Here is a 21,289-nt window from a genome sequence, read left to right as displayed (position 1 = left end):
CCCGACCGGTGGTGCCGTGCCCGACCGGGGGGTGCAGGGCAGGGGCCGGTGCCCCCGCCCGCTCCCGTCGGGCGGCGCTGACCCGCACGACGGGAGCGGCTCGGTCGCCCAGCTTGCCTGTCTGTCCGTATCGGTCGGTCGACGTGGCACGGGCGTGCATGGCGCGCCCCTCGGCACCAGCGAACCCTCCGTTGCTCGCCGACCCCCGGGGCGTCACCGACCACCGCCGTCCGGCCGTCTTGGCGTGCCCCGACCACACCCTCGCCGTGCGTGATGGAAGGTAACCCGGACTCAGATGTCCGCCCGCCACGCGACGACCCGCGTCAGCCGATGCGCTCGCTCAGTTCCTTCGCGATGCGTGTCACCGTCGGTGCGACGCTCTCGGTCCATCCCGTACCGGCACGGGAAGCGGGCGCAGTCACCGCGATGGCGACGCGGGTGTGGCCGTGCCCGTCCCGTACGGCCGCGGCCACCGAGCGGACTTCGAGCTGGCTCTCGCCGTCGTTCGTCGCGTAGCCGCGCTCTCGGGCCACCGTCAGCGCGGGCAACAGATCGTCGAGTGTGCCGATCGTGTGCTCGGTGAGCTTCGCGAGCTCGCCGCTCGGATGGAGAGTGGCGAGCTCCGTGTCCGGCAGTTCGGCGAGCAGCACCTTGCCGATCGCGGTCGCGTGTGCCGGGACGGACCAGCCGACGCGGCTGCCGGCGCGGACGGCCTGGGTGCTCTCGACGGCGTCCAGGTACACCACGTCGGCGCCGCGCAGGCAGGCGAGGTGAGTGGTCTCACCTGTCTCGTCCCGCAGTCGCGTCAGGACATCGCGGGAGACGGCCTGGATGTCGATGTTCACGACGACGGACAAGCCGATATCGATCAGTGCGGGGCCCGGCCGGTAGGCCCGCGACCCCTCGTCCTGCTGCACGAACTGGTGGTGGCTGAGGGTTGCCAGCAGGCGATGCACCGTCGAGCGGGACAGCCCCATCCGCTGTGCCACCTGGTTGACGCGGATCGTTTCGTGATCTTCGAACATGCGCAGCAGATGCAACACGTTGTCAACCGCGCCGATGAGCCCCGAAGGGCTTTTCGCCTGGCCTGACCTGTCGGGGGTGTCGTCTTCTCCAGCCACGTGGAGCACGTTATCCCACCGTTTTCCAGCCTTGCTTCGTCTCTACAATAGGGCCACACTACGGAACAATGTTCCGCATGATGCGTCATGCCTGAGGATTCGAGGAGCCGTCATGTTCCAGCGCCCGGAGATGCCCACCGCGTCGTCGCCGCAGTTCCGGCGTCACATGGCTACGGTGCCTGCTGGTGGAGGTTCGGCATGAGCGTCGGAGCCGTGGCTGTCCCGCGGCGCGGGTGTCCCGTCGCCGCGGCCCTGGCCAACACCCAGGCCCGGAGGGGGACGTGACCGCCCTGGACTGCTCCGACCCGGCGGTCCTGTGCCGTGCGGACCTGGACGACGACATCACCCGCCTGATCGCCCAAATGCCGACCCGGGGGCGCAGCTCCGCGGAAGCCGGGGCAGCGGAGCCTACGCCGCTGCATCCCGGAACCACCCGCGTCCACGCCGACCTCGTCACCGACGCACCCCTCGGGAGCCGCTGATGTCCGAATCCGTCCTGACACCTGGGCCGCCTGCCGTCCACGAGACCGAACTCCTCGTCGTCGGCGCCGGTCCCGCCGGGCTCTTCGCCTGCTACTACGCGGGGATGCGAGAGCTTGAGGTGACCCTCCTGGACAGCCTGCCCCACCTCGGCGGCCAAGTTGCCGCGCTCTATCCGGACAAGGAGATCTTCGATGTCGCGGGGTTCCCGGCCGTCACCGGACGAGAGCTGATCGAGCGGCTCACTCGGCAGGCCGAAAGCGCCTCCCCGGCCATCGTGCTAGGGGAAGGCGCCCTAGACCTACGCCAAGACGACGCGGACGCTGTCACCGTCATCACCGACGCCGGACGCGTCATCCGCGCGGGCGCCGTGCTGATCACCGCCGGCATCGGCCGCTTCACCCCGAGGCCACTGCCCGCCCTGGACGGATTCACCGGGAATGGGGTCCACCACCTCCTCGCACCTCCCCCTGCGTACGCCGAGCGCGAGGTAGTGATCGTCGGAGGCGGCGACAGCGCCGTCGACTGGGCCAACAGCCTTGCCCCGCACGCACGTCAGGTGACGCTCGTACACCGCCGCAACAGGTTCCGAGCCCACGAGCACTCGGTGAGCCGACTGATGGACTCCCCGGTACGGATCCTCACCAACAGCGAGATCACCCACGTACACGGCAGTGCCTCGCTCACAGCGGTGACCGTGCGCGACTGCGGCACCCAGACACTGGAGACGGTCGACGCCGACGTCCTGATCCCCGCTCTGGGGCACATCGCCTCGCTCGGGCCGCTCACCACATGGGGGCTCACGCTCGACAAGCAGCAGCTTCAGGTGGACACCGCGATGTGCACCGGTGTGGACCGCGTCTACGCCGCCGGTGACATCACCACCTATCCCGGCAAGGTCCGGCTGATGGCCGTCGGCTTCGGCGAGGCCGCCACCGCGGTCAACAACATCGCCGTGCGCCTGCGGCCCGACGAGGACCTCTTTCCCGGCCACTCGAGCGAACGCCCGCCGACCCCGACCCCCTGAAGGAGGACGCCTCGTGGGTTACGTGATCAACGACAAGTGCATCAACGAACTCGACGGCTCCTGCGTCGACGTATGCCCCGTGGACTGCATCTACGAGGGACTCACCAAGCGCTACATCAACCCCGCCGAATGCATCGACTGCGGGGCCTGCCTGCCCGAATGCCCGGTCGACGCCATCGCCACCCCCAAGAAGGCCGACCCCACCTGGGCACGCGACAACGCCGAGTTCTTCTCTGCGCTGCTGCCCGGCAAGGACGCCCCGCTGGAGAGTCCCGGCGGCGCCTGCGGAACCGGCTCCATCGGGGTGGACACCCCGCTCGTCGCCAACTGGACCCAGGAGTGACCGTGCGACACGTCCCCCTGCTCATCATCGGAGGCGGCATAGGGGGCATGGCCACCGGCCTGGCCCTCGCGCAGGCCGGCTTCGAGGCCCATATCGTCGAGCAGACACCGGAGTTCGCCGAGATCGGCGCGGGAATCCAGCTCGCCCCGAACGCTCTGCGGGTCCTTGAATCCCTTGGTGTCCTCGACGCCGTCAGCGAGGTGGCGGTACGCCCGCGCAACCTGGTGTTCCTGCACGCCGACACCGGCAAGCACCTCACCACGATCGACTTCGGCGCCGCCTTCCTCGAGCGCTACCGACAGCCCTACAGCGTGCTGCACCGCGGCGACCTCCTCGACGTCCTGCTCGCCGCCTGCCGTGAACACCCCAAGGTCATCTTGGAGAACGACCGCCAGGTCGTCGACATCGAGGACCACACCACGAGCGCCGTCGTCCACTTCGCCGACGGCGAGAGCTACCGCACCGACGCCCTGATCGGCGCCGACGGCCTGAAATCCCGCACCCGGCAACTCCTTTCCGACGACCGTCCCATCACGGACGCGTACGTCGCCTACCGCGGCGCGCTCCCCATGGCCGAGGTCAGCCTGCCGGTCGAACCGGATGACGAGATCATCTGGATCGGCCCGGACAAGCACCTGGTGCAGTACCCGATCCGGCGCGGCGAGCTCTACAACCAGGTCGCCGTCTTCCGCAGCCCCAGCTACACGCCGGAGATCGAACACACCGACCAGTGGGGCGGACCCGACGAACTCGACCAGGCCTTCGCCGGGGCCTGCGAGCAAGTCCGCACCTCCGTGACGATGTTCAACAGGTCCAGGCGCTGGCCGATGTACGACCGGGAGCCCTTGGACAACTGGACCCGCGGGCGCATCACCCTGCTCGGCGACGCCGCCCACCCCATGTTCCAGTACCTGGCCCAGGGGGCCTGCCAGGCCATCGAGGACGCCGACTGCCTGGCCCGCCAACTCGCCAAGCACAACGGCGACATCGACGAGGCCTTCGCCGCCTACCAGGCGGAACGGATCCCCCGGACCGCGCTGGTGCAGCGCGTCGCCCGCGGCTGGGGCCAGGTCTGGCACACCGGGAACGACACCACGATCTCCGCTCTGCGTGACCGCCTCTTCACCCGCCGCAGCGCCGACGACTACACCGACCTGGACTGGCTGTACCAGCCGATCGCCCTGTGACCCGAGCCCTGAGGACCGTGATGAAAGAAGAGATCGACGAGACCGTCCGAGCCAGCCGGGCCCTGGCCGCGGCCGGCCTGACCGACATGGTGTGGGGGCACGCGGCGCTCCGCGACCCCGACACCGACGGCGTATGGATGAAGGCATCCGGCTGGGGCTTCGAAGAGATCAGCCCCGAGCGTGTCCTGCTCGTCAGCCGCGACGGAGAGGTCCTGCACGGCGAGGGCAAGCGGCACATCGAGTACCCGATCCACACCGAGATCATGGCGCGGCGCACCGACGTCCGCTGCGTCGTGCACACGCACGCGCCCGCCCTGAGCGCGTTCGCCTCCCTGGACGTGCCGCTGCTGCCGCTCTCCCACGACGGCGTCGTGTTCAGCGACCCGCAGGTGCCCCGCTTCACCGACACCGGCGCGCTCATCGCGACCGCCGAGCTCGGCGGTGCCCTCGCCGAGACCCTCGGCGACGCGCCCGCGTGCCTTCTGCCCAAGCACGGGGCCGTGACCGCCGGGCCGGACGCTGCGACCGCCGTGATGTACGCCGTCCTGCTGGAGCGTGCGTGCCGTACGCAGCTCATGGCCATGGCGGCGGGCGAAGTCAAGGTCTGGTCCGACGCCGAGGAAGCGGCCTTCAAGCGCGAACAGATCTGGAATTCCGCCCAACGCGACGCCGGCTGGAACTACCTGACCCGACTCGCAGAGAGGACCTTCCAATGACGCAGACACCCGCGACGGCGGACAGCGACGCTGAACTCACCACTGCGGAGAAGCAGTTGTACGAGGACTTCAACCGGTTCGGGCTCATCCCGCTGTGGACCGAGCGTGAAGACCTCATGCCGATGACGCCCGCACCCCAGGCCGTTGCCTACGTGTGGCACTGGGACGACCTGTACCCATTGGCCGCCCGCGCGGGTGATCTGGTCCCCGTCGGCCGCGGCGGCGAGCGACGCGCCATCGCCGTGTCCAACCCGGGGCTGCCCGGCCTCCCGTACGCGACCCCCACCCTGTGGGCGGCCATCCAGTACCTCGGCCCGAACGAGGTCGCACCGGCCCACCGGCACAGCCAGAACGCCTTCCGCTTCGTCCTCGAAGGCGAAGGCGTGTGGACGGTCGTCGACGGCGACCCCGTGGCCATGCGGCGGGGCGACCTCCTGCTGACCCCGGGGTGGCAGTTCCACGGCCACCACAACCCGCACCCGAAGCCGATGGCCTGGCTGGACGGCCTCGACATCCCGTTCGTCTCCGCCACCGACACCGGCTTCTTCGAATTCGGCGAGGAAGGGGTGACCGACCGGTCCACCCCGCACCGCTCCCGCTCCGAGCGGGTCTGGGGCCACCCGGGCCTGCGCCCCGTCGCGGCGACGGCACAGGACACCCCCAACTCGCCGCTTGCCGCCTACCGCTGGGAACACACCGACGCCGCCCTGACCGCTCAGCTCGAAGTGGCAGCCGACGGACATACCGGGGTCGTGACGGAGCCCGGTCACGCCGCCGTGCGCTTCAGCAACCCCACCACGGGAGGCGACGCGCTCACCACCATACGTACGGAAATGCATCGCGTTGCCGCTGGCGAACGTACCGCCGCGGTCCGCGAAACCGGCTCCAGCGTGTGGCAGGTCTTCGACGGCGCCGGCGCCATCACCCTCGACGGCAAGCGCACCGACCTGGTACGCGGCGACGTCATCGCGGTGCCGTCCTGGTGCGAGGTCGCCATCGAGGCCCGCACCGGCCTCGACCTTTTCCGATTCAGCGACGCCCCCATCTTCGAACGCCTCAACCTCGCCCGCAGGGAGTACTCATGAAACTCGCCACCATCCGCACCGCCACAGGCACGGCCGCCGTCCGTGTCGACGACACGGAGGCGGTGGAGACCGGTCACCTCGATGTCGGTGCGCTGCTCGCCGAAAACGGCTGGCGGGAGCTCGCCGCCGGCGCCGGCGGCGCCCGGCACGCCCTGGACGGACTCGACTACGCGCCCGTCGTCCCACGCCCGCAGAAGATCTTCTGCGTCGGTCTCAACTACCGTTCGCACATTCTGGAGATGGGCCGCGAACTCCCCCAATACCCCACGCTCTTTGCGAAGTTCCCCGCCGTTCTGATCGGCGCGTACGACGACATCGTGCTGCCCGCGGCCTCCCAGGCCATCGACTGGGAAGGCGAGATGGCCGTCGTCATCGGAGCCCGGGCCCGCAACGTCACCGCGGAGGAGGTCAACGGCCGCATCGCCGGATACGCCGTGCTCAACGACGTCACGGCCCGCGACTGGCAGTACCGCACCAAAGAGTGGCTGCAAGGCAAGAACTTCGAGGCCACGACCCCGTTCGGCCCCGTCCTGGTGACCTCGGACGAAGCGGGCGCCGGCTCGCGTCAGCTCATCACCGAGGTCGACGGCGTGACCAAGCAGCACGCGGACACCGGCGACCTGGTCTTCGATGCGGCGGCGCTGGTGTCGTACCTGTCGACGATCATCACCCTGGAGCCCGGCGACGTCATCGCCACCGGCACCCCCGGCGGCGTCGGTCATGCCCGGACACCCAGCGAGTACCTCGGCGACGGCAGCGTCCTCACCACCCGGATCGAGGGACTCGGCGAGTGCCGCAACCACTGTGTCCGGGAGAAGCCGCATGACGCGTGAGCCCGCCCCCGTCCCGCTCCTGTTCGACTGGCTGACGCAGGGCACCGACCTCCTCCTCGGCGAACTGAGCAAGGCGAACGAGTCGTGGGTGACCGGCCCCTCCCCCCTGCCCGGATGGACGACGGCCCACCTGCTCACTCACCTCGCCCGCAACGCCGATGCCCTGGGCAACCTGGTCACCTGGGCCGCCGTCGGCGTCGAGACCCCCATGTACCCGCACGGTGTCACCGGGCGCCTGCGCGACATCGAGGAAGGCGCTCAGCGAAACCCGCAGGTGATCGTCAAGGACGTCCACGACAGCGCGATCCGGCTCCGGCAGTCCCTTGACGAGATGCCGGACATCGCCTGGGGGCACACCGTACGCACCGCCCAGGGGCGCCTCGTACCAGCCGCGCTCATTCCCTGGCTCCGCATCCGGGAGGTGTGGATCCACCTCGTCGACCTGAGTACCGGAGTCACGTTCGCCGCGCTGCCCGACGACCTGGCCGCGGCACTGCTCCCCGACGTGGTCACCGCACTGGCCAGGCACGACACCTGTCCGGCTCTGGTCCTACACCCCCGGCCGGGTGGACCGCCGTTGACGACCGGGCCGGCCGACTCCGCGACCGCCCCGGCCGAAGTCGAAGGCCCGACAGCCGAGTTGCTGGGCTGGCTCACCGGCCGCACATCCGGCGCCGGACTCACCTGTTCGACGCCGGGCCTGCCCGCGCTGCCCGCGTGGCTGTAGTCCCGACGAGCCATTCCATCCACCGGAGCACACCATGAAGATCACCCATTTCGGGCACGCCTGCGTGCTGGTCGAGATCGAACGGGACAGCGGTTCCGCCCGACTGCTCTTCGACCCGGGTACGTACGCGACCGGATTCGAGGACGTACGCGATCTCGATGCCGTGCTGATCACCCATGAGCACCCCGACCACCTCGACATCGAGCGCCTCGCACCGCTGCTCGCCGCGAACTCCGGTGCCCGGTTGATCGTGGACGAGGGCAGCAGTGCCCGTCTGGCGGCGGTCGGCCTGCAGCACGAGATCGTGGGCAAGGGCGGTGCCGTCACCCTCGCCGGGGTGCCGGTCCAGGTGGTCGCCGGCGATCACGCGGTCATCCACCCCCAGCTGGCGTGCGTCCACAACAACGGCTATCTCGTCGACGGGCGGCTGTTCCACCCCGGTGACGCCTTCGCTCTCCCACCTCAGCGGGTGGACGTGCTGCTGCTGCCGTCCGGCGGTCCATGGATGAAGGTGAGCGAGGCGATCGACTACCTGCGTGCCGTCGCTCCTCGCACGGCGATACCCATCCACCAGGAGGGACTCGCCACCGTCCACCAGCAACTGCACCAGCAGCTCTTCCGGAACCTGGGGCCGAAGGAGTGCAGTGTCCAGGTCCTCGACCACGGCACGGCGACAGCCGTCTGATCGCTGGGCTCGTCGATGACGTGGTCCCGCCCGACATTGCAGGAGTCGGGCGGGACCACGTCGTGCTGTGGGCGGCTCACACCGCCTCATGCTCTACCGAGCCGGCGGCCCTGGTGACTTCGCCGAGCAGAACGGGCCCCGCGCCGCGGATGCTGAATCCGGTGAGCGGCCTGGCCACGGCGACGGTTTCGAGATCGGGCGCCAGTGCGGTCAGGAGCACGGCGACCGAGATCAGAGCGAGGAAAGCGTCAGCGGGCGGCGCCTGCCGTACCGGTCGTCGAGCCATCCGGCGAGCATCGAACCGATGGGCCTGCCCAAGGCCGTGGCGGTGCCGGGGTGGCGATGGTGCTCCGCCTGACATGCCAGTCGTCGTAGTGGAGGAGCGAGCCCCGACCGTGGTCCAGAGTCGGGGCGAGGACGAAGTCCCAGAGCGACGGCTGGATCCGTGAACCGACCGGGATCCGCCACCGTCTCTCGTCCAGAGGACTACCGGGCAGGTCATCGACTCCTGGACCCGCCGTTCCCCGCTGTGCGGAAAAGGATCGCAGTTGCCCTGCGGGGTGCTCTCTCCCTTGTGCGACTGGGACGTTGGAGACCGAGAGGACGCGGCTGGGCCGCTTTGGGGAGCGTGCGGACTGCCGGCCCTCCCGGTGAGGTGATCCATACGTGGTGACCCGCACCGGCCTCGACGGGTCTCAGGCGGGTACCGGACTCGACCAGCCGAACGCGACGAGATCGATCTCGGAGTGCACGGTCTTGCACGAGACACAGGTACGAGCGGCCTCATCGGCCGAGAAACGCGCGCAGGCGGCCGCGTAGAAGGTGGAGGGCATCACGTCGTTGTCGTGCTCCCACTCGTAGCGGCGCAGCTCGGTCCGACACTCCGGGCAGTACCAGACCGCGCCCTGACGCCCCGCCTTGAGCGCCATGAAGCGGATCGCGGTACCGGCCTCCACGGGGACGATCTGGTGCGGGGTGCCGGCGGGCACGTAGACGTGATCGCCGATGCCCATCCGGAACCTGTTCACCGAACTGTCGCGCAGGAGCACGTCGCTGCTGCCGGACAGCTGGCTCAGGACCGTGTCCTTCTCACAGATCAGGTGGAACGGCTGCGGCAACTCGTTGTACGACAAGTACAGCTGAGGGTCGGTGTCCGCGGGAAGCACGGCCGCGTCGGCGTAGCTCCCCAGCTCGGGGGCGACTTTGAGCGCGTGGAGCATCCGTCGGCGGTTCGTCATCGGGAGACCTCCTGAAGTGCTCGCTGTCCGGCTTCCTGCAGCGCGCGGTACGCGGCATTGGCAGCGGTGGTCTGGGCGACTGTCCGGTGCCATCCCCAAGGGGCCGTGGCGAACGGCCTGTTGACGTGGCCGCATTCCCTGCAGGTGCGTCCGGCGTCGGAATTGCGGATGTCCGCGAACCTGGCCGATCCGACCGTCGTCGGGAACTGCGAGACCCGGTCGTCGGCGGCACCGCCGTGCCGGGTTGCGTCATGTCCGGGCAGGTCGGCCGGAGTGGCGTCGTACTCGTGCCGCACGATCTCCGCCTTGCACTCCTGGCAGCGGGCGATCATCGCCTCGGACTGGTCTCCCTCCTCTGCCTGGTGCTGGGTGATGACCATGAGGCCGTAGGCGCCCTCCTCCTTCTCGTCGCGGAGGTAGGAGTTGACGCCGTGCAGGTTCTGCGTCGCCATGATCTGTCCGGTGGCCAGCACCGACCGGTGTGCTCCGTAGACGACGACGACTTCGTTGACGGTGTTCCAGTGGAAGAAGTGGCCGTAGTCGGCGTCCGGGCCGCCGGTGAGGACCGCGCCGCAGGGCACGATCGCACCGGCGTGGTCGTAGGGGAACAGCGGCATCAGCTGTCCTGCGGACCTGGCCATGTGCTCGAAAACGCTGGTCTTGAGTGGTGCACGGTCGGGATCGGGCGGCGAGATCTGCTGCGTCTCTTCCAGCAGAACCGCCTCTGCGGTGGGCTCACTCACGACTGCCCCTCCTATATGTTTCACCATGCGGAACAATGGTCGCTATTTTGGTACTAATATCTGACGCATGGCAAGCGTCGAGCAATGGCCGACCCGTTCGTAGGTACGCGTGAGTGGTGTCGAGGAGCAGGTTGAAAGGCCAGGTCACGCGCGGTGTGGAGACGCCGATGGTCGCCCCGGAAACTCCGGGCGACCATCGTGGTGGGTGGGCCTGTGCTGCTGATCACGTCGCTGGGCCAAGCGGAAGCGGCGGTGGCACGCCCCGCTGTGGCGACTGGGGTTGGCCGGTAACACATCGATGCGCGAGGTGAGGGCAGCCTCGGTCCGATCGCACCAGTCGCCGCTGGCCGTGGCCGCGCAGATCGGCCTCGGCCGGCGGTTTCTCGAGGATCGCGGGCGTGCGGCTCGGCGGTGGTGGCCGCGTACATGTACAGCGAGCCGGTCCCGTGCCGAGCTCCTAACCGGCCGGCGCGCGGTGACCCGCTGCAGGCCCTCGGCTTCCACGAGGCACGCCGCGGCGGCGATGCCCTCGCGCGTGACCGCCTTGGCAGGCCGTTCCGCTCTCGGCGGCTACGGGGCCGCGGCCTTGCGCTCACACCGGCGCCGCGTCACCCCGAGTATCTGGGGGCCGGCGACGCGGGCCGGGTGGGCGGGTGTCAGTCGATGCGCTCGCCCAGTTCGTGGGCGACGCGGATCGTGGCGGCCGCCGCCCTAAAGACCCAGCTGTCGTCGACCCGGGACTGGGGGGCCGTGGTGGCTATGGCGGCCCGTGCGCGACCGTGCCTGTCGCGGACGACTGCCGCGACCGCGCCGACGTCGGCTTCACTCTCGGCGTTGTTGACCGCGTAACCGAGGCGTCGGACGTCCGTGAGCTGCTTCTTGAGCTCCTCACGCGTCTGCGGAGCGCGGGACGTGGGTGCCTGCAGGTCTTCCTCGGGGTAGCGGGCCAGGAGGGCTTCGTCGTCGAGTTCGGCGAGCAGCGCTTTGCCGGCGGCTGTCGCGTGTGCGGGCAGCGTCCAGCCGGTCCGGCTGCCGGTGCGTACGACCTGATTGCTCTCGACGCTGTCGACGTACAGCACCTCGGCTCCGCGAAGGGTCGCTAGATGAACGGTTTCATTGCTCTCGTCGCGCAGCTGCACCAGGGCTGCGTGCGCGAGCGAGCGGATGTCCATGTTCGCGACGACCGACAGACCGATGTCGACCAGTGCGGGACCCGGTTTGTATGCGCGTGAGAAGTCGTCCTGGACCACGAAGCCGTGGTGGCTGAGCGTGGCGAGCATGCGATGGACCGTGGAGCGTGACAGGCCCATGTCGCGGGCCACCTGGTTCACCCGGATCATCTCGTGGTCCTGGAACATGCGCAGCATGCGCAGCACGTTGTCGACGGCCCCGATCAGGCCCGACGGCCGGCGGGCGGAGCTGGGCTCATCGCTGTTGGTCCCCGTTTTTCGATCCACGCTGAGCACAGTAGCGCAGGGATTTCCACCCTTCGGGCCCTTGCCATTACGTTCCCGTGAACGGGACAGTGTTCTGCACAATGACACATGTAAACGGCGAAGGAGACTTGCCATGCCTCTGTACCTGAGCCTTCACCAGGCCCCGGGCTTGTCGGTCGAGGAGATCGCGGGGAACGCGCCGGAGGTCGCCCAGCAGGTGCACGCGACCTTTCGGCAGCTGTATGTGAACACCGACTCCGGGTTCATCGTCTCGGTCTACGAGGCCGACAGCGCCAAGGCCCTGGAGGAGGAGTTCGAGCGCATTGGCTTCCCCTTCGACGCCATCCACGAGATCGACTTCACGCAGAACGCCGTGGAGCTGGCCGAGATGGTGCGACAGGGCGGCCATGTCTGAGGCACCCGCGCTGCGACGCCCAATCACCCTGCACTTCCGCGGTGACTGGGGGCAGGCCAACCTCCACCGGATCTGCGGCTGGCTGGCCCAGGAAATGGGGGACCGCGCCCCCGCAGGCTCCCGCTTCGCCATCTGGAACGGCAGAGGCGGCGTCGACCAGATCGAGGCGCTGCGCACCGGTGAGGCCGACATCGCCCTGGTCACACCGACGGCCGCGGTGCGGATGCTGGACCGCGCGGGGAAGACGGAGGGGCTGGCCTCACTGGGCGTGATAGGCCAGCGCGACCGGCTCGTCGTTGCCGTCGATGCGTCCCTGCCCGCCACCACCGTGGCTGACCTCGCCTCCATCACCGACCAGCTGACCGTGGCCACCTCGCCGGACGACGGGGTCAACCTCATCGGCCTCGCCGCACACAAGGCGCTCCGTATCGCCGGCGTCGACCCCGGGAAGCTGACGTTCTTCTACGACGAGCGCCCGTTCCCGCCGCTGGACCACTTCATCGAGGGCAAGGCGAACGTCCTCATCCACGAAGCGGTGATGACCCCGCGATGGCAGCAGCTCGACAGCGTAAGGCCGGTCAAGTACCTGCCATGGGGAGAGGACGTGCTGCGGGCCTTCGCCGCCGAGGGGTGGCAGGATGCCATGGTGAAGGCGGGCTACTTCCCCGGCCTCACCGAGGATCTGCGCACGCTCGACTTCTCGGACTTCGCGATCCTGTGCAGGCAGGACCTGGACGACGACGTCGCCGCCCTCGCCACCTGGTGCTTGGTGATGACGCGCCGGGCCCTGGAGGCGCAGTACACACACCTGCCGGCCGATCACTCACCGGTGACGTACCCACTCGTCCCCGCCGACATGGCACGCTCGCCGCTGCCGCTGCACCCGGCCGCAGCGCGTACGTACGAGGCATTGGGGGACAGCGAACAGTCCGACGGCGCCCCGCTCTGGAAGTGAGGCCGCAGCACCGCCGGAAGCATGATTGCGTCACGGCGTCCCGCCTGTCCCCCCTGCCGACATCCCTGACAGGGCGCTCGGAGCAGCCGGATTGCCCGGTTGTGCCCTAGTCTTCTGAGTCAGGAGTTCCTTCTATATATGTAGGCTTGCGGTATGGCTCGTACGGGGCGGCCGAAGGCCGAGTTGGTGCTGTCGGTGGATGAGCGGGCGGCGCTTGAGGGGTGGGTCAGGCGTCGCTCGACTCCTCAGTCATGGGCGGTGCGGTGCCGGATTATCCTGGCCTGCGCGGACGGCATGTCGAACAAGGATGTCGGTGCCCTGGTGGGCATGACGGGGCAGTCGGTGGGCCGCTGGCGGGCGCGTTTCAACGAGCATCGCATCGCCGGTCTGGGTGACCTGCCCCGATCCGGCGGCCCCCGCTCGGTGAGCGACGAGCAGGTTGCCGCAGTGGTGAAGCGGACGCTGGAGTCGACACCGAGGAACGCCACGCACTGGTCGACGAGAGCGATGGCGAGAGAGCTGGGCCTCTCCCAGTCGACCGTGTCGCGGATCTGGCGGGCCTTCGGCCTGCAGCCCCACCGCTCGGAAACCTTCAAGCTGTCGACGGACCCGTACTTTGTGGACAAGGTGCACGACGTCGTGGGCCTGTATATGGACCCGCCCGAGAGGGCGCTGGTGTTCTGTATGGATGAGAAGACGCAGATCCAGGCTCTGGACCGCTCTCAGCCGGTGCTGCCGATGATGCCCGGGGTCACCCACGACTATGTCCGTGCCGGCACTACCACCCTGTTCGCGGCACTCGAGGTCGCCACCGGGAAAGTGATCGGATCCCTGCACCGCCGGCACCGGGCTGAGGAGTTCAAGAAGTTCCTGATCAAGTTGGACCAGGAGATCCCGGCAGATCTGCAGGTGCACCTGATCCTCGACAACTACGCCACCCACAAGACGCCGGCCGTCAAGACCTGGCTGATCGCCCACCCTCGGTTCCATCTGCACTTCACGCCTACCGGCTCGTCCTGGCTCAACCTCGTGGAGCGGTGGTTCGCAGAACTGACGAACAAACAGATACGGCGAGGGGCCTACAAGAGCGTCCAGGCCCTTGAGAAGGACATCCGCACCTGGATCGCCGCATGGAACACCGATCCCAAGCCCTACATCTGGACCAAGACAGCAGACGAGATCCTCGAACGCCTCGCCGGTTATTTACACAGGATTCCTGACTCAGAAGACTAGCGAGTTCCTCGCCAGGTGGGAGTGGTCTCGGCCGTTGTACGCCTGGCGAGGTTGTCGACCGAAGCGACGTGGATCATTGCCGCGGAGCCGGCCGGCACGGTCTCGTAGTCGCCGGCGAGGCAACGATGCATCATGATCCGACCGATACTCCGCTCGGCTACCCGCTTTTGCCTGGAACCGCGCGGCCGGGAGCTGCCGGGCGGGAGACAGACGCCGGGAGTTCCGCGGTTCCCGGTCCCATCGCCGCCCGACTGCGCCGGACTGCCGGTGGCAACGGGCGGCGCTTTCGACCCGCCCAGGGCACCGGGGTCCCCCGGTGCCCTGGGCGGGTGAGCAACGCCGGCATGGACATCACGACGCAGCCGGGAACAGACCTCTCAGCGGGCCTCGCGCGCGGCTCGAGCGGCACTGTTCAACTCGTTGCGAACGTCAACGGCATCACGGTCCGTCAGCTTGTAGCCGAACAGGACCAGGATGGCGGCGACGCCCACCAGGGCGGGCAGAAGGTTGACGACGAAGCTGATACCGCCGAGCGCCTCGGAGGTCTGTGCGGAGTTCGGCCGGTAGCCGAGGAGTCCGAGCAGGCCGACCCCGGCGGCGCTGACGGCACTCGCGAGTTTCGTTCCGAAGCTCCAGACGGCGTAGACCGTGCCGTCGGAGCGGATACCGGTCTGCTGCTCACCGTGGTCGATCACGTCGGCGATCATCGAGATCAGCAGTGCCATGCTGAAGCCGGCCAGCCCGTGGAGCGCGGTGAAGAGAACGACCAGGGACGTGCTGTGCGGGTCGACGAGATACAGCGCGACGAGCGCGAGCACCTGAACGACGAGCGAGACGATGAGCAGGTTGCGCTTGCCGAGATGCCGTGCGAACCGGGTGAAGGCGAAGGTACCGATCATCGCTGCGAACCAGGGCAGGCTCATCAGGAGCGGGACGAGCGCCGAGTCACCGACGTTGTACTCGTAGAAGTAGATCACCACTCCCATACGTCCGAAATAGGAGATGACGATGAGGAGGGTGGCCACGAGGAACACCAGGAGGGGGCGGTTGGTCAGGACGGCGCGCATCGTGACGCGAATCGGTGGCTGCTTGGGCCGGACCGGCGTGATGGTTTCCCGCGCAGTCGCGAACACGGCGTAGAGCAGCGGCAGCGAGACCGCGGCGAAGATCGCGAGGGTGATCGTGTACCCGCCGGCGGTCGCGGAGTCCCCGTCCTGTGACCGGCTGAAGAAGGTGATGAGCGGGACCGTGACCAGTCCGAGCAGGATGCCGATGGCATTCGAACCGATGTAGCGGAAGGAACTCAGGGACGTGCGGTCGGCCGGAGTCTCCGCCATGGCGGCGCCGAGCGCTCCGTACGGCACGTTGACCGCGGAGTACAGGATGCCGAGGATCATGTAGGTGAGGGTGGCCCATGCGACGGCGGCCGCCGAGTCACCGGAGAACGGGGCGGTGAAGACGAGGACCGAGAACGCCGCCAGCGGGAACATGCCGTACAGCATCCAGGGGCGGAAGCGGCCGTGCCGGCTGTGTGTCCGCTCGGCCAGCGCGCCGATCACCGGGTCGATGACGGCGTCGAGGACGCGTGCGCCGACCATGAGGATGCCGACGGCGCCGGCCGCGATGCCCACGGTGTCGGTGTAGAAGATGGCGAGGTAGGCGATGGTGGTGTTCCAGATCATGCCGCCGGCGAAGTCCCCGAGTCCGTAGACCGCTCGGTGGAGCAGGGGAAGGCGGGGGCGGCTGTCCGCGCTGATCAGCGACGGCTGTGCCTCGACGGCGGCGGGTTCTGTGGTGGACATGGCTCTCCCAGAGGTGGGCACGACGGTGTGCGACACGGATGCCCGCAAGCGCGGGCGATCCCGTCCGGACCCGATGCGCGGTCGATCGGTGGCGCACAGCGCACACAGCGCATCGGTCCGGGAGAACGAGGGGTATCTCGTGATGAGGGGTGGTGCCGTACGACGTGCGATCGCCGGTCCCGTGGGGTGCCGGCGTACGGCTTCAGTCCGGAGGGATCACCGAGTCACAGCGAGGACGCGGTGAGCGAGGCGGCCTGTTCCGCTCCCCGGCAGGCCAGCAGCATCGACGTCAGGGTGGGGTTGCAGGCCACCGGCGTCGGGATGACGTTGTTGCCTCCCAGGTAGAGGTTGTCGTAACCCCACACACGGGAGTGGCTGTCACACACGGAGGTGCCGTCGTCAGCCGGGCCCATACGGGTGCTGCCGAGGTAGTGCAACGACGTCCCGCCCGGCTGGACCATGACGGTCGGCCGGTCGGCGCCGAGTGCGCCGGCGGCGCGGGCGACCTGGCGTCTGGCCTGCTCGATGAGGTCCAGGTCGTGCGGGGTGTACTCGTAGTCGTAGCGGATGGCCGGCATTCCGTACGGGTCGCATTCGGTCTGCGAGAACCAGATCCGGTCCTCGAAGCGTGCCTCCTTGGCGAACATGAAGGAGAACAGCACCATCCCCGTGCTGCGGTCCGATCCTTCGGAGCGGACGACGGACTGCCGGAACTGGCCGTGCAGTTCCCCGTGTTGCGGGAGCGGGATCCACCCCACGCCACTGGACGTGCCGTCCGCGTGGAGGATGCTGAGGTCGGGTGTGGCGTCCAGTCCGGCGGGCGTGAGCGTGGTACCCACGAACACGTGCTCGCTGAAGTAGCGGCCCAGTGCCTGGGGACGTATGCCGGAAGCCCACAGCAACTGCGGGGTGTGCAGCGCGTCGCCGGCCACGACCACCACCTTCGCCGAGACACGCTCGGTGTGTCCGGTGGGCCGGTGCTCCAGGACTGCCCCGGTGATGCGACGGCCTTCCCCCGTCAGCCGACGGCAGAGAGTGTCCGCGGCTATCGCGAACGTCTCACGGGGCCCGGTGGCCAGGTCACCGAGGACCGTGTCGGAACCGGACCAGTGCAGGGTGCCGTCGGGGTTCCTCCGGCAGGCGAGCGGTATGTTCCGCACCGGGCCGTCGGGGTCCAGTTCGTCGTTGAACTCCTTGCCGAGCCGGGCGAGGCACTCCTGCCACTCGGGGCTGTCGGTCAGCGGCTCCTCGCTCACGGCGAGCAGCTGCTTGGCCTTGTCCAGTGCCGCGTCCCACTCGTCCCGCGGGATGAAGCCGACCCGCTCGCGCCCCCGGGGGTAGGGCGATGCCGTACCCCAGTGGCTGCCCATTCCGCCGACGTTGCGGGAGGCAGCCAGGGCCGGGAGCAGCCCGCTGCCGGCGCCCGGCGCCGCCGGGTCGACGAAGAAGGTTCCGGCCGCCGCCGCGAGTTCGGTCGCCTCGGCGTCGAAGTGCGCCCGCATGGAGGTGCGCTCTTCCCCGGCCGTACGCCCTTCGGACAGCCGTACGGCGCGGGCGCGTTCCGTGCGGTCCTGGATGTTGAGGACATGCTTTCCGGGCACGCCCGTGAGACGCGGGCCGGCCTCGACCATGAGGATCCGGGCGCCGGGGACACGCTCGGAGACGATCCTCGCGTAGGCCGAGCCGATCGGACCGCTGCCGACGACCAGGAGATCGACTTCTTTCGGCAGCCCGCCCTGCGCCGAGCTGTCCACGAACCGCGCTGTCATCGGCTCTGCACCTGCTTGCTCTGCGCCGAGGGGGTCGTGGCCCGGATGCGTGCGACGGTCTGCCGGATCGTGTCGTAGGCCACCGAGGAGTCCGGGCCGCCGTACTCGATGGTGAGCGGTCCCGCAAAGCCGCTGTCGGCGATGATCTGCAGCACCCGGTCGAGGTCGTAGACCTTCGAGCGCTTGTCGTCGTGGAATCCGTACGTCTTCACGTGGACCACCTGTGCGCGTGGCAGGAGTGCTTCGATCGCCCGGTAGGTCTGTTCGGCGTCCTGGACGTCGCCGGGTTCGCGTCCCGCGGTGACACTGCCGACCACCTCGGACATCACGGGCTCCAGGTTGCCCGTGTCGAGCACGAACCCGAGCTCCGGACCCACACCGTCGAGCAGTGCTTCCACGTACTCGGGGACCGACGTCATCTCGTCGTCGTTCTCGATCAGCAGGGAGACCCCCGCCGCGTGGGCGACGCCGACGAGGTGCCGGAGTGCCGCCACGAGCTCGTCGGTGGCGGCGAGGGGCACCTGGGGCACGATGGGCGGCGGCAGCAGGATCACCCGTGCCGACTGTGCGCCGGCTTCGGCGGACTGCTTGATGATGCGTTCGACCGCGGCCAGGTCTTCCGCACGCCGGCCGGCGTCGGCGTCCCCGACGTAACGGCTGATGGCGGCGAGGCTGTAGGTGAGTTCCCCACGGTCGACCGCGCTGCGCAGTGCGGCGCGTTCCTCGGCGGGGGCTCCGCTGAGATGTTCATCCATGATCTCGACGGCGGTGACGCCGAACGCGCTGCGCAGGCGCTGCGGAAGGTCACCGAGAGGGAGGGACCGGGGGCTGTCGACGACCTGCTGCCGCACGAACTCGCCGTCGGGCGAGCGGAAACCGAGCGAAAGCGGGCCGAGTTCGTGCCGGATCCCGAAGGTGGCGATGCGTATGTCGTTCTGCACGGATTCTCTTCTCTTTCTCTGGCGGCCCCGTCAGGGGCGATCTGCGGGGGCTCGCGCGATCAGAGGGCGGCCCCGATCGGGCGAGGCTGGTGTGGGGGAGCGGAAAGCCGGCTGTCGCACCGCGAGGCGGATATTCCCGGGCGATGCGCGGTCCCGGACACCGGAAGGGATACCGGTATTAACCATGATGATTATGGTGATAGTGCTTTTCGGGCCACCAGGACGTCAAGAGGCAGGACAGGACCCGATATCACATATCGGTGACAGCCGCCTCGGCCCGAGGAGGGAGACGCTGGTCAACCACAGTCTCCGAAGAAGCGACAGGTGGCGCGGGGGACTCAGTGGCCCAGCAGCGGGGCGAGCGTACGGTGAGCGATGTCCAGACCGCGGACGACCTTCTCCGGCGTGCCGCCCCAGACAGGGTCCTCGTGTTCGACGGAGAGGGTTCCGGTGAACCCGTGCTCGTACAGCCGGTCGATCACGGAGCGCCAGTCGACCTGTCCGAGGCCGGGCACCCGGTATCGCCACCAGCCCATGTCCCAGGGGCTGCCGGAGCGGTCTCGTGCCGGCCCGAAGTGGCCCCACCGCTGCCGGTCCTGCGGCCGTAGCTCCACGTCCTTGGCCTGGGCGTGGACGATCCGGTCGATGTACGGCGCGATGGTCTCCACCGGATCGATGCCGATCCAGGTCAGGTGCGACGGATCCCAGTTGAGGTAGAGCCCCAGATCGAACATCCACTCCCACAGCTCGGGGGAGTAGGCGAGGTTGCCGGGGTAGCCGTCCGGATGCCACCCCTCCATCACGCAGTTCTCGATGACGAGCTTGACGCCGCGCTCGCCCGCGTAGTCGACGAATTCCGGGAAGACCCGCTCGGCTTCGGCCAGGTTGTCGGCGACCGTCTTCGTCCAGTCCCGTCCGATGAAGGTGCCGACGTACGGCACGCCCAGTCTCTGTGCGGCATCGACGGCGTGCTTGAGATGGCTGCGGTAGGAGGCCCGCCGCTCCGGGTCCGGGTGGAGGTGGTTCTCGTAGTAGGCGAACGCCGACAGCTCCAGTCCGTACGTGTCGAACAGGGTGCGGGTGCGCTCGGCGTCGTCGTCGGTGAAGCAGGCCACCGGCAGGTGCGCTGCCTCGAAGTCGCGGCCGCCGGTGTCCGGCCAGACGGCCACTTCCAGGGCCTGGTACCCGCGGCCCGCCGCGTACCGGGCGATCTTCTCCAGGTTCCAGGAGGGCAGGCAGGCGGTGAGCATGCCCAGCCTGATCCCCTCGGAGGGGGGTGTGGCACCGCTGATGCTCGGATTCCCGTTCATGGTCGGTCAGTTCACCTTCGTCCAGGTTCCGGTGTCGGAAGCGGTCAGGAAAGCGTCGACCAGGTGCGCCGAACGCAGCCCGTCGGCGAAGAGCGGCAGTCCCTCCGGAACGGCGCCGGTGGTGATGGCGGTGTACACATCGGCGGTGAAGGCCGCGAAGCAGTCCACGTACCCCTGGGGGTGGCCCGGCGGTACGACGGTGAGCCGCTGCTGTTCGGGTGAGGTGTCGCCGGCTCCGCGGTGCAGCAGACGTGATTCGGACCGGCCGCCGAGCCAGACCGTCTCGGGGCTCTCCTGATCGAACACGGCGCTGCCGGCCGAGCCGTCGAGTTCGAACCAGAGCCGGTTCTTGCGGCCTGCGGAGACTTGCGAGATCACGGTGGCGGCGAGCACCCCGTTCTCCGAGCGGAACAGCACCGCGGCGGCGTCCTCGGTGACCACGGGTGCGCGTCCGGCGGCTGACCCGGTGTCCGGCGCGGTGAAGGACTTTGCTCCCGTGACGGGCCTGTCGGGCACCACCACGCTGCCGCGCGCGGTCAGTTCGGTGAATCGCTCGCCGGACACGAATTCGACGAGATCGCACCAGTGCGACCCGATGTCCGCGAAGGCCCGGGAGGCGCCGCCGTCCCTCGGATCGACGCGCCATCCGGAGGCGTCCGGATCCAGCATCCAGTCCTGCAGGTAGCTGCCGTGCAGGAGATGCCATGTGCCGAACTCCCCGGCGACACGGCGGGCACGCAACTCCCTGATCAGTGGGTGATACCGGTAGACGAACGGTACGGCGGCGATGGTGCCGGCCCGGTCCGCGGCGGCACTCAGCCGTTCCGCCTCCTCCACGGAGACGGCCAGCGGCTTCTCGCAGACCACGTGCTTGCCCGCGTCCAGGGCCTGCTCGGCGTAGGCGACGTGGGTGTGGTTGGGGGTGCAGATATGAACGACGTCGATGTCCGGGTCGGCCAGCAGCTGATCCGCGTCCTGATAGCCGCGGACCGGTTCTCCCGGTGCCGACCAGGCCGCACCCGCTTCGGCGGACCGCTGTGCGGACGAGGCCAGGACGCCGGCCACTTGGCCGCCGGCGGTGCGGATGGAGCGGCGGTGCACCTCGGCGATCATGCCTGCGCCTATGACCGCGGCACGGATCGGAGACGCGCTGCGTGCGGGGAGGTCCGGAGCGAGTGAGGGGCGCGGGAGCAGGGGCATGGAGGTTGCCCTTCTTATGACGGGTACGGGGGCTGACGCCACG

The 21,289-nt window shown here is 68.9% G+C and carries 22 protein-coding genes and 1 pseudogene; 12 read left to right on the top strand and 11 right to left on the bottom strand.

The window, feature by feature from the left end; genetic code table 11:
- Positions 1 to 323 precede the first annotated feature (323 nt).
- A complete protein-coding gene (locus QQM72_RS37700) occupies positions 324 to 1,121 on the bottom strand; it encodes an IclR family transcriptional regulator (RefSeq protein ID WP_314225308.1) in 798 nt (265 codons plus the stop codon).
- Positions 1,122 to 1,402: 281 nt separating this feature from the next.
- Between QQM72_RS37700 and QQM72_RS37695 the strand changes: the two genes are divergently transcribed.
- The 9 genes from QQM72_RS37695 to QQM72_RS37655 are packed head-to-tail and all read left to right on the top strand — an operon-like array spanning position 1,403 to position 8,204.
- A complete protein-coding gene (locus QQM72_RS37695) occupies positions 1,403 to 1,603 on the top strand; it encodes a hypothetical protein (RefSeq protein WP_314225307.1) in 201 nt (66 codons plus the stop codon).
- Positions 1,603 to 2,628 (top strand): NAD(P)/FAD-dependent oxidoreductase, encoded by a 1,026-nt coding sequence (locus QQM72_RS37690; RefSeq protein ID WP_314225306.1) that lies wholly within the window; start codon positions 1,603 to 1,605, stop codon positions 2,626 to 2,628. Before QQM72_RS37695 ends, QQM72_RS37690 begins: the two co-directional genes overlap by 1 nt.
- Before the next feature lie 13 nt (positions 2,629 to 2,641).
- Positions 2,642 to 2,971: an indolepyruvate ferredoxin oxidoreductase subunit alpha gene (locus tag QQM72_RS37685; protein WP_314225304.1), complete on the top strand. Its 330-nt coding sequence runs from the start codon at positions 2,642 to 2,644 to the stop codon at positions 2,969 to 2,971.
- A gap of 2 nt (positions 2,972 to 2,973) precedes the next feature.
- A complete protein-coding gene (locus QQM72_RS37680; RefSeq protein ID WP_314225303.1) occupies positions 2,974 to 4,158 on the top strand; it encodes an FAD-dependent monooxygenase in 1,185 nt (394 codons plus the stop codon).
- Positions 4,159 to 4,178: 20 nt separating this feature from the next.
- Positions 4,179 to 4,874: a class II aldolase/adducin family protein gene (locus QQM72_RS37675; RefSeq protein ID WP_314225302.1), complete on the top strand. Its 696-nt coding sequence runs from the start codon at positions 4,179 to 4,181 to the stop codon at positions 4,872 to 4,874.
- Positions 4,871 to 5,959: a cupin domain-containing protein gene (locus tag QQM72_RS37670; RefSeq protein WP_314225301.1), complete on the top strand. Its 1,089-nt coding sequence runs from the start codon at positions 4,871 to 4,873 to the stop codon at positions 5,957 to 5,959. Before QQM72_RS37675 ends, QQM72_RS37670 begins: the two co-directional genes overlap by 4 nt.
- Positions 5,956 to 6,792 (top strand): fumarylacetoacetate hydrolase family protein, encoded by an 837-nt coding sequence (locus QQM72_RS37665; RefSeq protein ID WP_314225300.1) that lies wholly within the window; start codon positions 5,956 to 5,958, stop codon positions 6,790 to 6,792. The genes QQM72_RS37670 and QQM72_RS37665 overlap by 4 nt, the downstream gene beginning before the upstream one ends.
- Positions 6,782 to 7,519, top strand: coding sequence for a maleylpyruvate isomerase family mycothiol-dependent enzyme (locus QQM72_RS37660; protein ID WP_314225299.1), 738 nt, complete (start codon positions 6,782 to 6,784; stop codon positions 7,517 to 7,519). Before QQM72_RS37665 ends, QQM72_RS37660 begins: the two co-directional genes overlap by 11 nt.
- A gap of 34 nt (positions 7,520 to 7,553) precedes the next feature.
- The gene (locus QQM72_RS37655) at positions 7,554 to 8,204 is read left to right on the top strand and encodes an MBL fold metallo-hydrolase (protein ID WP_314225298.1); all 651 of its coding nucleotides are present in this window, start codon (positions 7,554 to 7,556) and stop codon (positions 8,202 to 8,204) included.
- 76 nt (positions 8,205 to 8,280) lie between these two features.
- Here QQM72_RS37655 and QQM72_RS37650 read toward each other — a convergent pair whose 3' ends face one another.
- The 4 genes from QQM72_RS37650 to QQM72_RS37635 all read right to left on the bottom strand — a co-directional run bounded on the left by QQM72_RS37650 (position 8,281) and on the right by QQM72_RS37635 (position 11,642).
- Complete coding sequence (locus QQM72_RS37650) at positions 8,281 to 8,490, bottom strand: hypothetical protein (protein WP_314225297.1); 210 nt, start codon at positions 8,488 to 8,490, stop codon at positions 8,281 to 8,283.
- Between the two features lie 409 nt (positions 8,491 to 8,899).
- Positions 8,900 to 9,442 carry a cupin domain-containing protein gene (locus tag QQM72_RS37645; protein WP_314225296.1) on the bottom strand — a complete coding sequence of 181 codons (543 nt, stop codon included), beginning with the start codon at positions 9,440 to 9,442 and terminating at the stop codon, positions 8,900 to 8,902.
- Positions 9,439 to 10,185, bottom strand: a complete 747-nt coding sequence (locus QQM72_RS37640; protein ID WP_314225295.1) for a hypothetical protein — start codon at positions 10,183 to 10,185, stop codon at positions 9,439 to 9,441. The genes QQM72_RS37645 and QQM72_RS37640 overlap by 4 nt, the downstream gene beginning before the upstream one ends.
- Before the next feature lie 656 nt (positions 10,186 to 10,841).
- A complete protein-coding gene (locus tag QQM72_RS37635) occupies positions 10,842 to 11,642 on the bottom strand; it encodes an IclR family transcriptional regulator (RefSeq protein WP_314225294.1) in 801 nt (266 codons plus the stop codon).
- Between the two features lie 112 nt (positions 11,643 to 11,754).
- Here QQM72_RS37635 and QQM72_RS37630 point away from each other — a divergent pair, with 112 nt between their 5' ends.
- From QQM72_RS37630 to QQM72_RS37620, 3 genes are all read left to right on the top strand, one after another.
- Positions 11,755 to 12,036: a nickel-binding protein gene (locus QQM72_RS37630; RefSeq protein WP_314225293.1), complete on the top strand. Its 282-nt coding sequence runs from the start codon at positions 11,755 to 11,757 to the stop codon at positions 12,034 to 12,036.
- Complete coding sequence (locus tag QQM72_RS37625) at positions 12,029 to 12,991, top strand: TAXI family TRAP transporter solute-binding subunit (protein WP_314225292.1); 963 nt, start codon at positions 12,029 to 12,031, stop codon at positions 12,989 to 12,991. Before QQM72_RS37630 ends, QQM72_RS37625 begins: the two co-directional genes overlap by 8 nt.
- A 153-nt stretch (positions 12,992 to 13,144) precedes the next feature.
- Positions 13,145 to 14,224, top strand: a complete 1,080-nt coding sequence (locus tag QQM72_RS37620) for an IS630 family transposase (RefSeq protein ID WP_314225291.1) — start codon at positions 13,145 to 13,147, stop codon at positions 14,222 to 14,224.
- On the opposite strand, the pseudogene QQM72_RS37615 reads toward QQM72_RS37620, so the two are convergent.
- The 6 genes and pseudogenes from QQM72_RS37615 to QQM72_RS37590 all read right to left on the bottom strand — a co-directional run.
- Positions 14,221 to 14,385 (bottom strand): annotated as a pseudogene (locus QQM72_RS37615) (IS5/IS1182 family transposase); the annotation flags it as partial. The gene QQM72_RS37620 and the pseudogene QQM72_RS37615 sit on opposite strands and share 4 nt — an antisense overlap.
- Positions 14,386 to 14,601: 216 nt before the next feature.
- Entirely contained in the window at positions 14,602 to 16,026 is a 1,425-nt protein-coding gene (locus QQM72_RS37610) for an MFS transporter (RefSeq protein ID WP_314225290.1), read from the bottom strand.
- Between the two features lie 224 nt (positions 16,027 to 16,250).
- Positions 16,251 to 17,795, bottom strand: a complete 1,545-nt coding sequence (locus QQM72_RS37605) for a GMC oxidoreductase (RefSeq protein WP_314225289.1) — start codon at positions 17,793 to 17,795, stop codon at positions 16,251 to 16,253.
- The gene (locus QQM72_RS37600; RefSeq protein WP_314225288.1) at positions 17,792 to 18,736 is read right to left on the bottom strand and encodes a sugar phosphate isomerase/epimerase family protein; all 945 of its coding nucleotides are present in this window, start codon (positions 18,734 to 18,736) and stop codon (positions 17,792 to 17,794) included. The genes QQM72_RS37605 and QQM72_RS37600 overlap by 4 nt, the downstream gene beginning before the upstream one ends.
- A 338-nt stretch (positions 18,737 to 19,074) precedes the next feature.
- Entirely contained in the window at positions 19,075 to 20,046 is a 972-nt protein-coding gene (locus tag QQM72_RS37595; RefSeq protein WP_314225287.1) for a sugar phosphate isomerase/epimerase family protein, read from the bottom strand.
- A 6-nt stretch (positions 20,047 to 20,052) separates the two neighbouring features.
- Positions 20,053 to 21,246, bottom strand: coding sequence for a Gfo/Idh/MocA family protein (locus tag QQM72_RS37590; protein WP_314225286.1), 1,194 nt, complete (start codon positions 21,244 to 21,246; stop codon positions 20,053 to 20,055).
- Positions 21,247 to 21,289: the final 43 nt, after the last annotated feature.

It is taken from the genome of Streptomyces zaehneri, from assembly GCF_032248645.1.
Taxonomy (GTDB): domain Bacteria; phylum Actinomycetota; class Actinomycetes; order Streptomycetales; family Streptomycetaceae; genus Streptomyces; species Streptomyces coriariae.
Note: the sequence above shows the minus strand (reverse complement) of the source record. Positions and strands in the feature narration are given on the sequence as shown.

Coding starts and splice junctions, on each gene's coding strand:
- QQM72_RS37690 (WP_314225306.1), top strand. CDS start 1,603: ATGTCCGAATCCGTCCTGACACCTGGGCCGCCTGCCGTCCACGAGACC.
- QQM72_RS37675 (WP_314225302.1), top strand. CDS start 4,179: ATGAAAGAAGAGATCGACGAGACCGTCCGAGCCAGCCGGGCCCTGGCC.
- QQM72_RS37670 (WP_314225301.1), top strand. CDS start 4,871: ATGACGCAGACACCCGCGACGGCGGACAGCGACGCTGAACTCACCACT.
- QQM72_RS37665 (WP_314225300.1), top strand. CDS start 5,956: ATGAAACTCGCCACCATCCGCACCGCCACAGGCACGGCCGCCGTCCGT.
- QQM72_RS37660 (WP_314225299.1), top strand. CDS start 6,782: ATGACGCGTGAGCCCGCCCCCGTCCCGCTCCTGTTCGACTGGCTGACG.
- QQM72_RS37655 (WP_314225298.1), top strand. CDS start 7,554: ATGAAGATCACCCATTTCGGGCACGCCTGCGTGCTGGTCGAGATCGAA.
- QQM72_RS37650 (WP_314225297.1), bottom strand. CDS start 8,490: ATGGCTCGACGACCGGTACGGCAGGCGCCGCCCGCTGACGCTTTCCTC.
- QQM72_RS37645 (WP_314225296.1), bottom strand. CDS start 9,442: ATGACGAACCGCCGACGGATGCTCCACGCGCTCAAAGTCGCCCCCGAG.
- QQM72_RS37630 (WP_314225293.1), top strand. CDS start 11,755: ATGCCTCTGTACCTGAGCCTTCACCAGGCCCCGGGCTTGTCGGTCGAG.
- QQM72_RS37625 (WP_314225292.1), top strand. CDS start 12,029: ATGTCTGAGGCACCCGCGCTGCGACGCCCAATCACCCTGCACTTCCGC.
- QQM72_RS37620 (WP_314225291.1), top strand. CDS start 13,145: ATGGCTCGTACGGGGCGGCCGAAGGCCGAGTTGGTGCTGTCGGTGGAT.
- QQM72_RS37610 (WP_314225290.1), bottom strand. CDS start 16,026: ATGTCCACCACAGAACCCGCCGCCGTCGAGGCACAGCCGTCGCTGATC.
- QQM72_RS37605 (WP_314225289.1), bottom strand. CDS start 17,795: ATGACAGCGCGGTTCGTGGACAGCTCGGCGCAGGGCGGGCTGCCGAAA.
- QQM72_RS37595 (WP_314225287.1), bottom strand. CDS start 20,046: ATGAACGGGAATCCGAGCATCAGCGGTGCCACACCCCCCTCCGAGGGG.
- QQM72_RS37590 (WP_314225286.1), bottom strand. CDS start 21,246: ATGCCCCTGCTCCCGCGCCCCTCACTCGCTCCGGACCTCCCCGCACGC.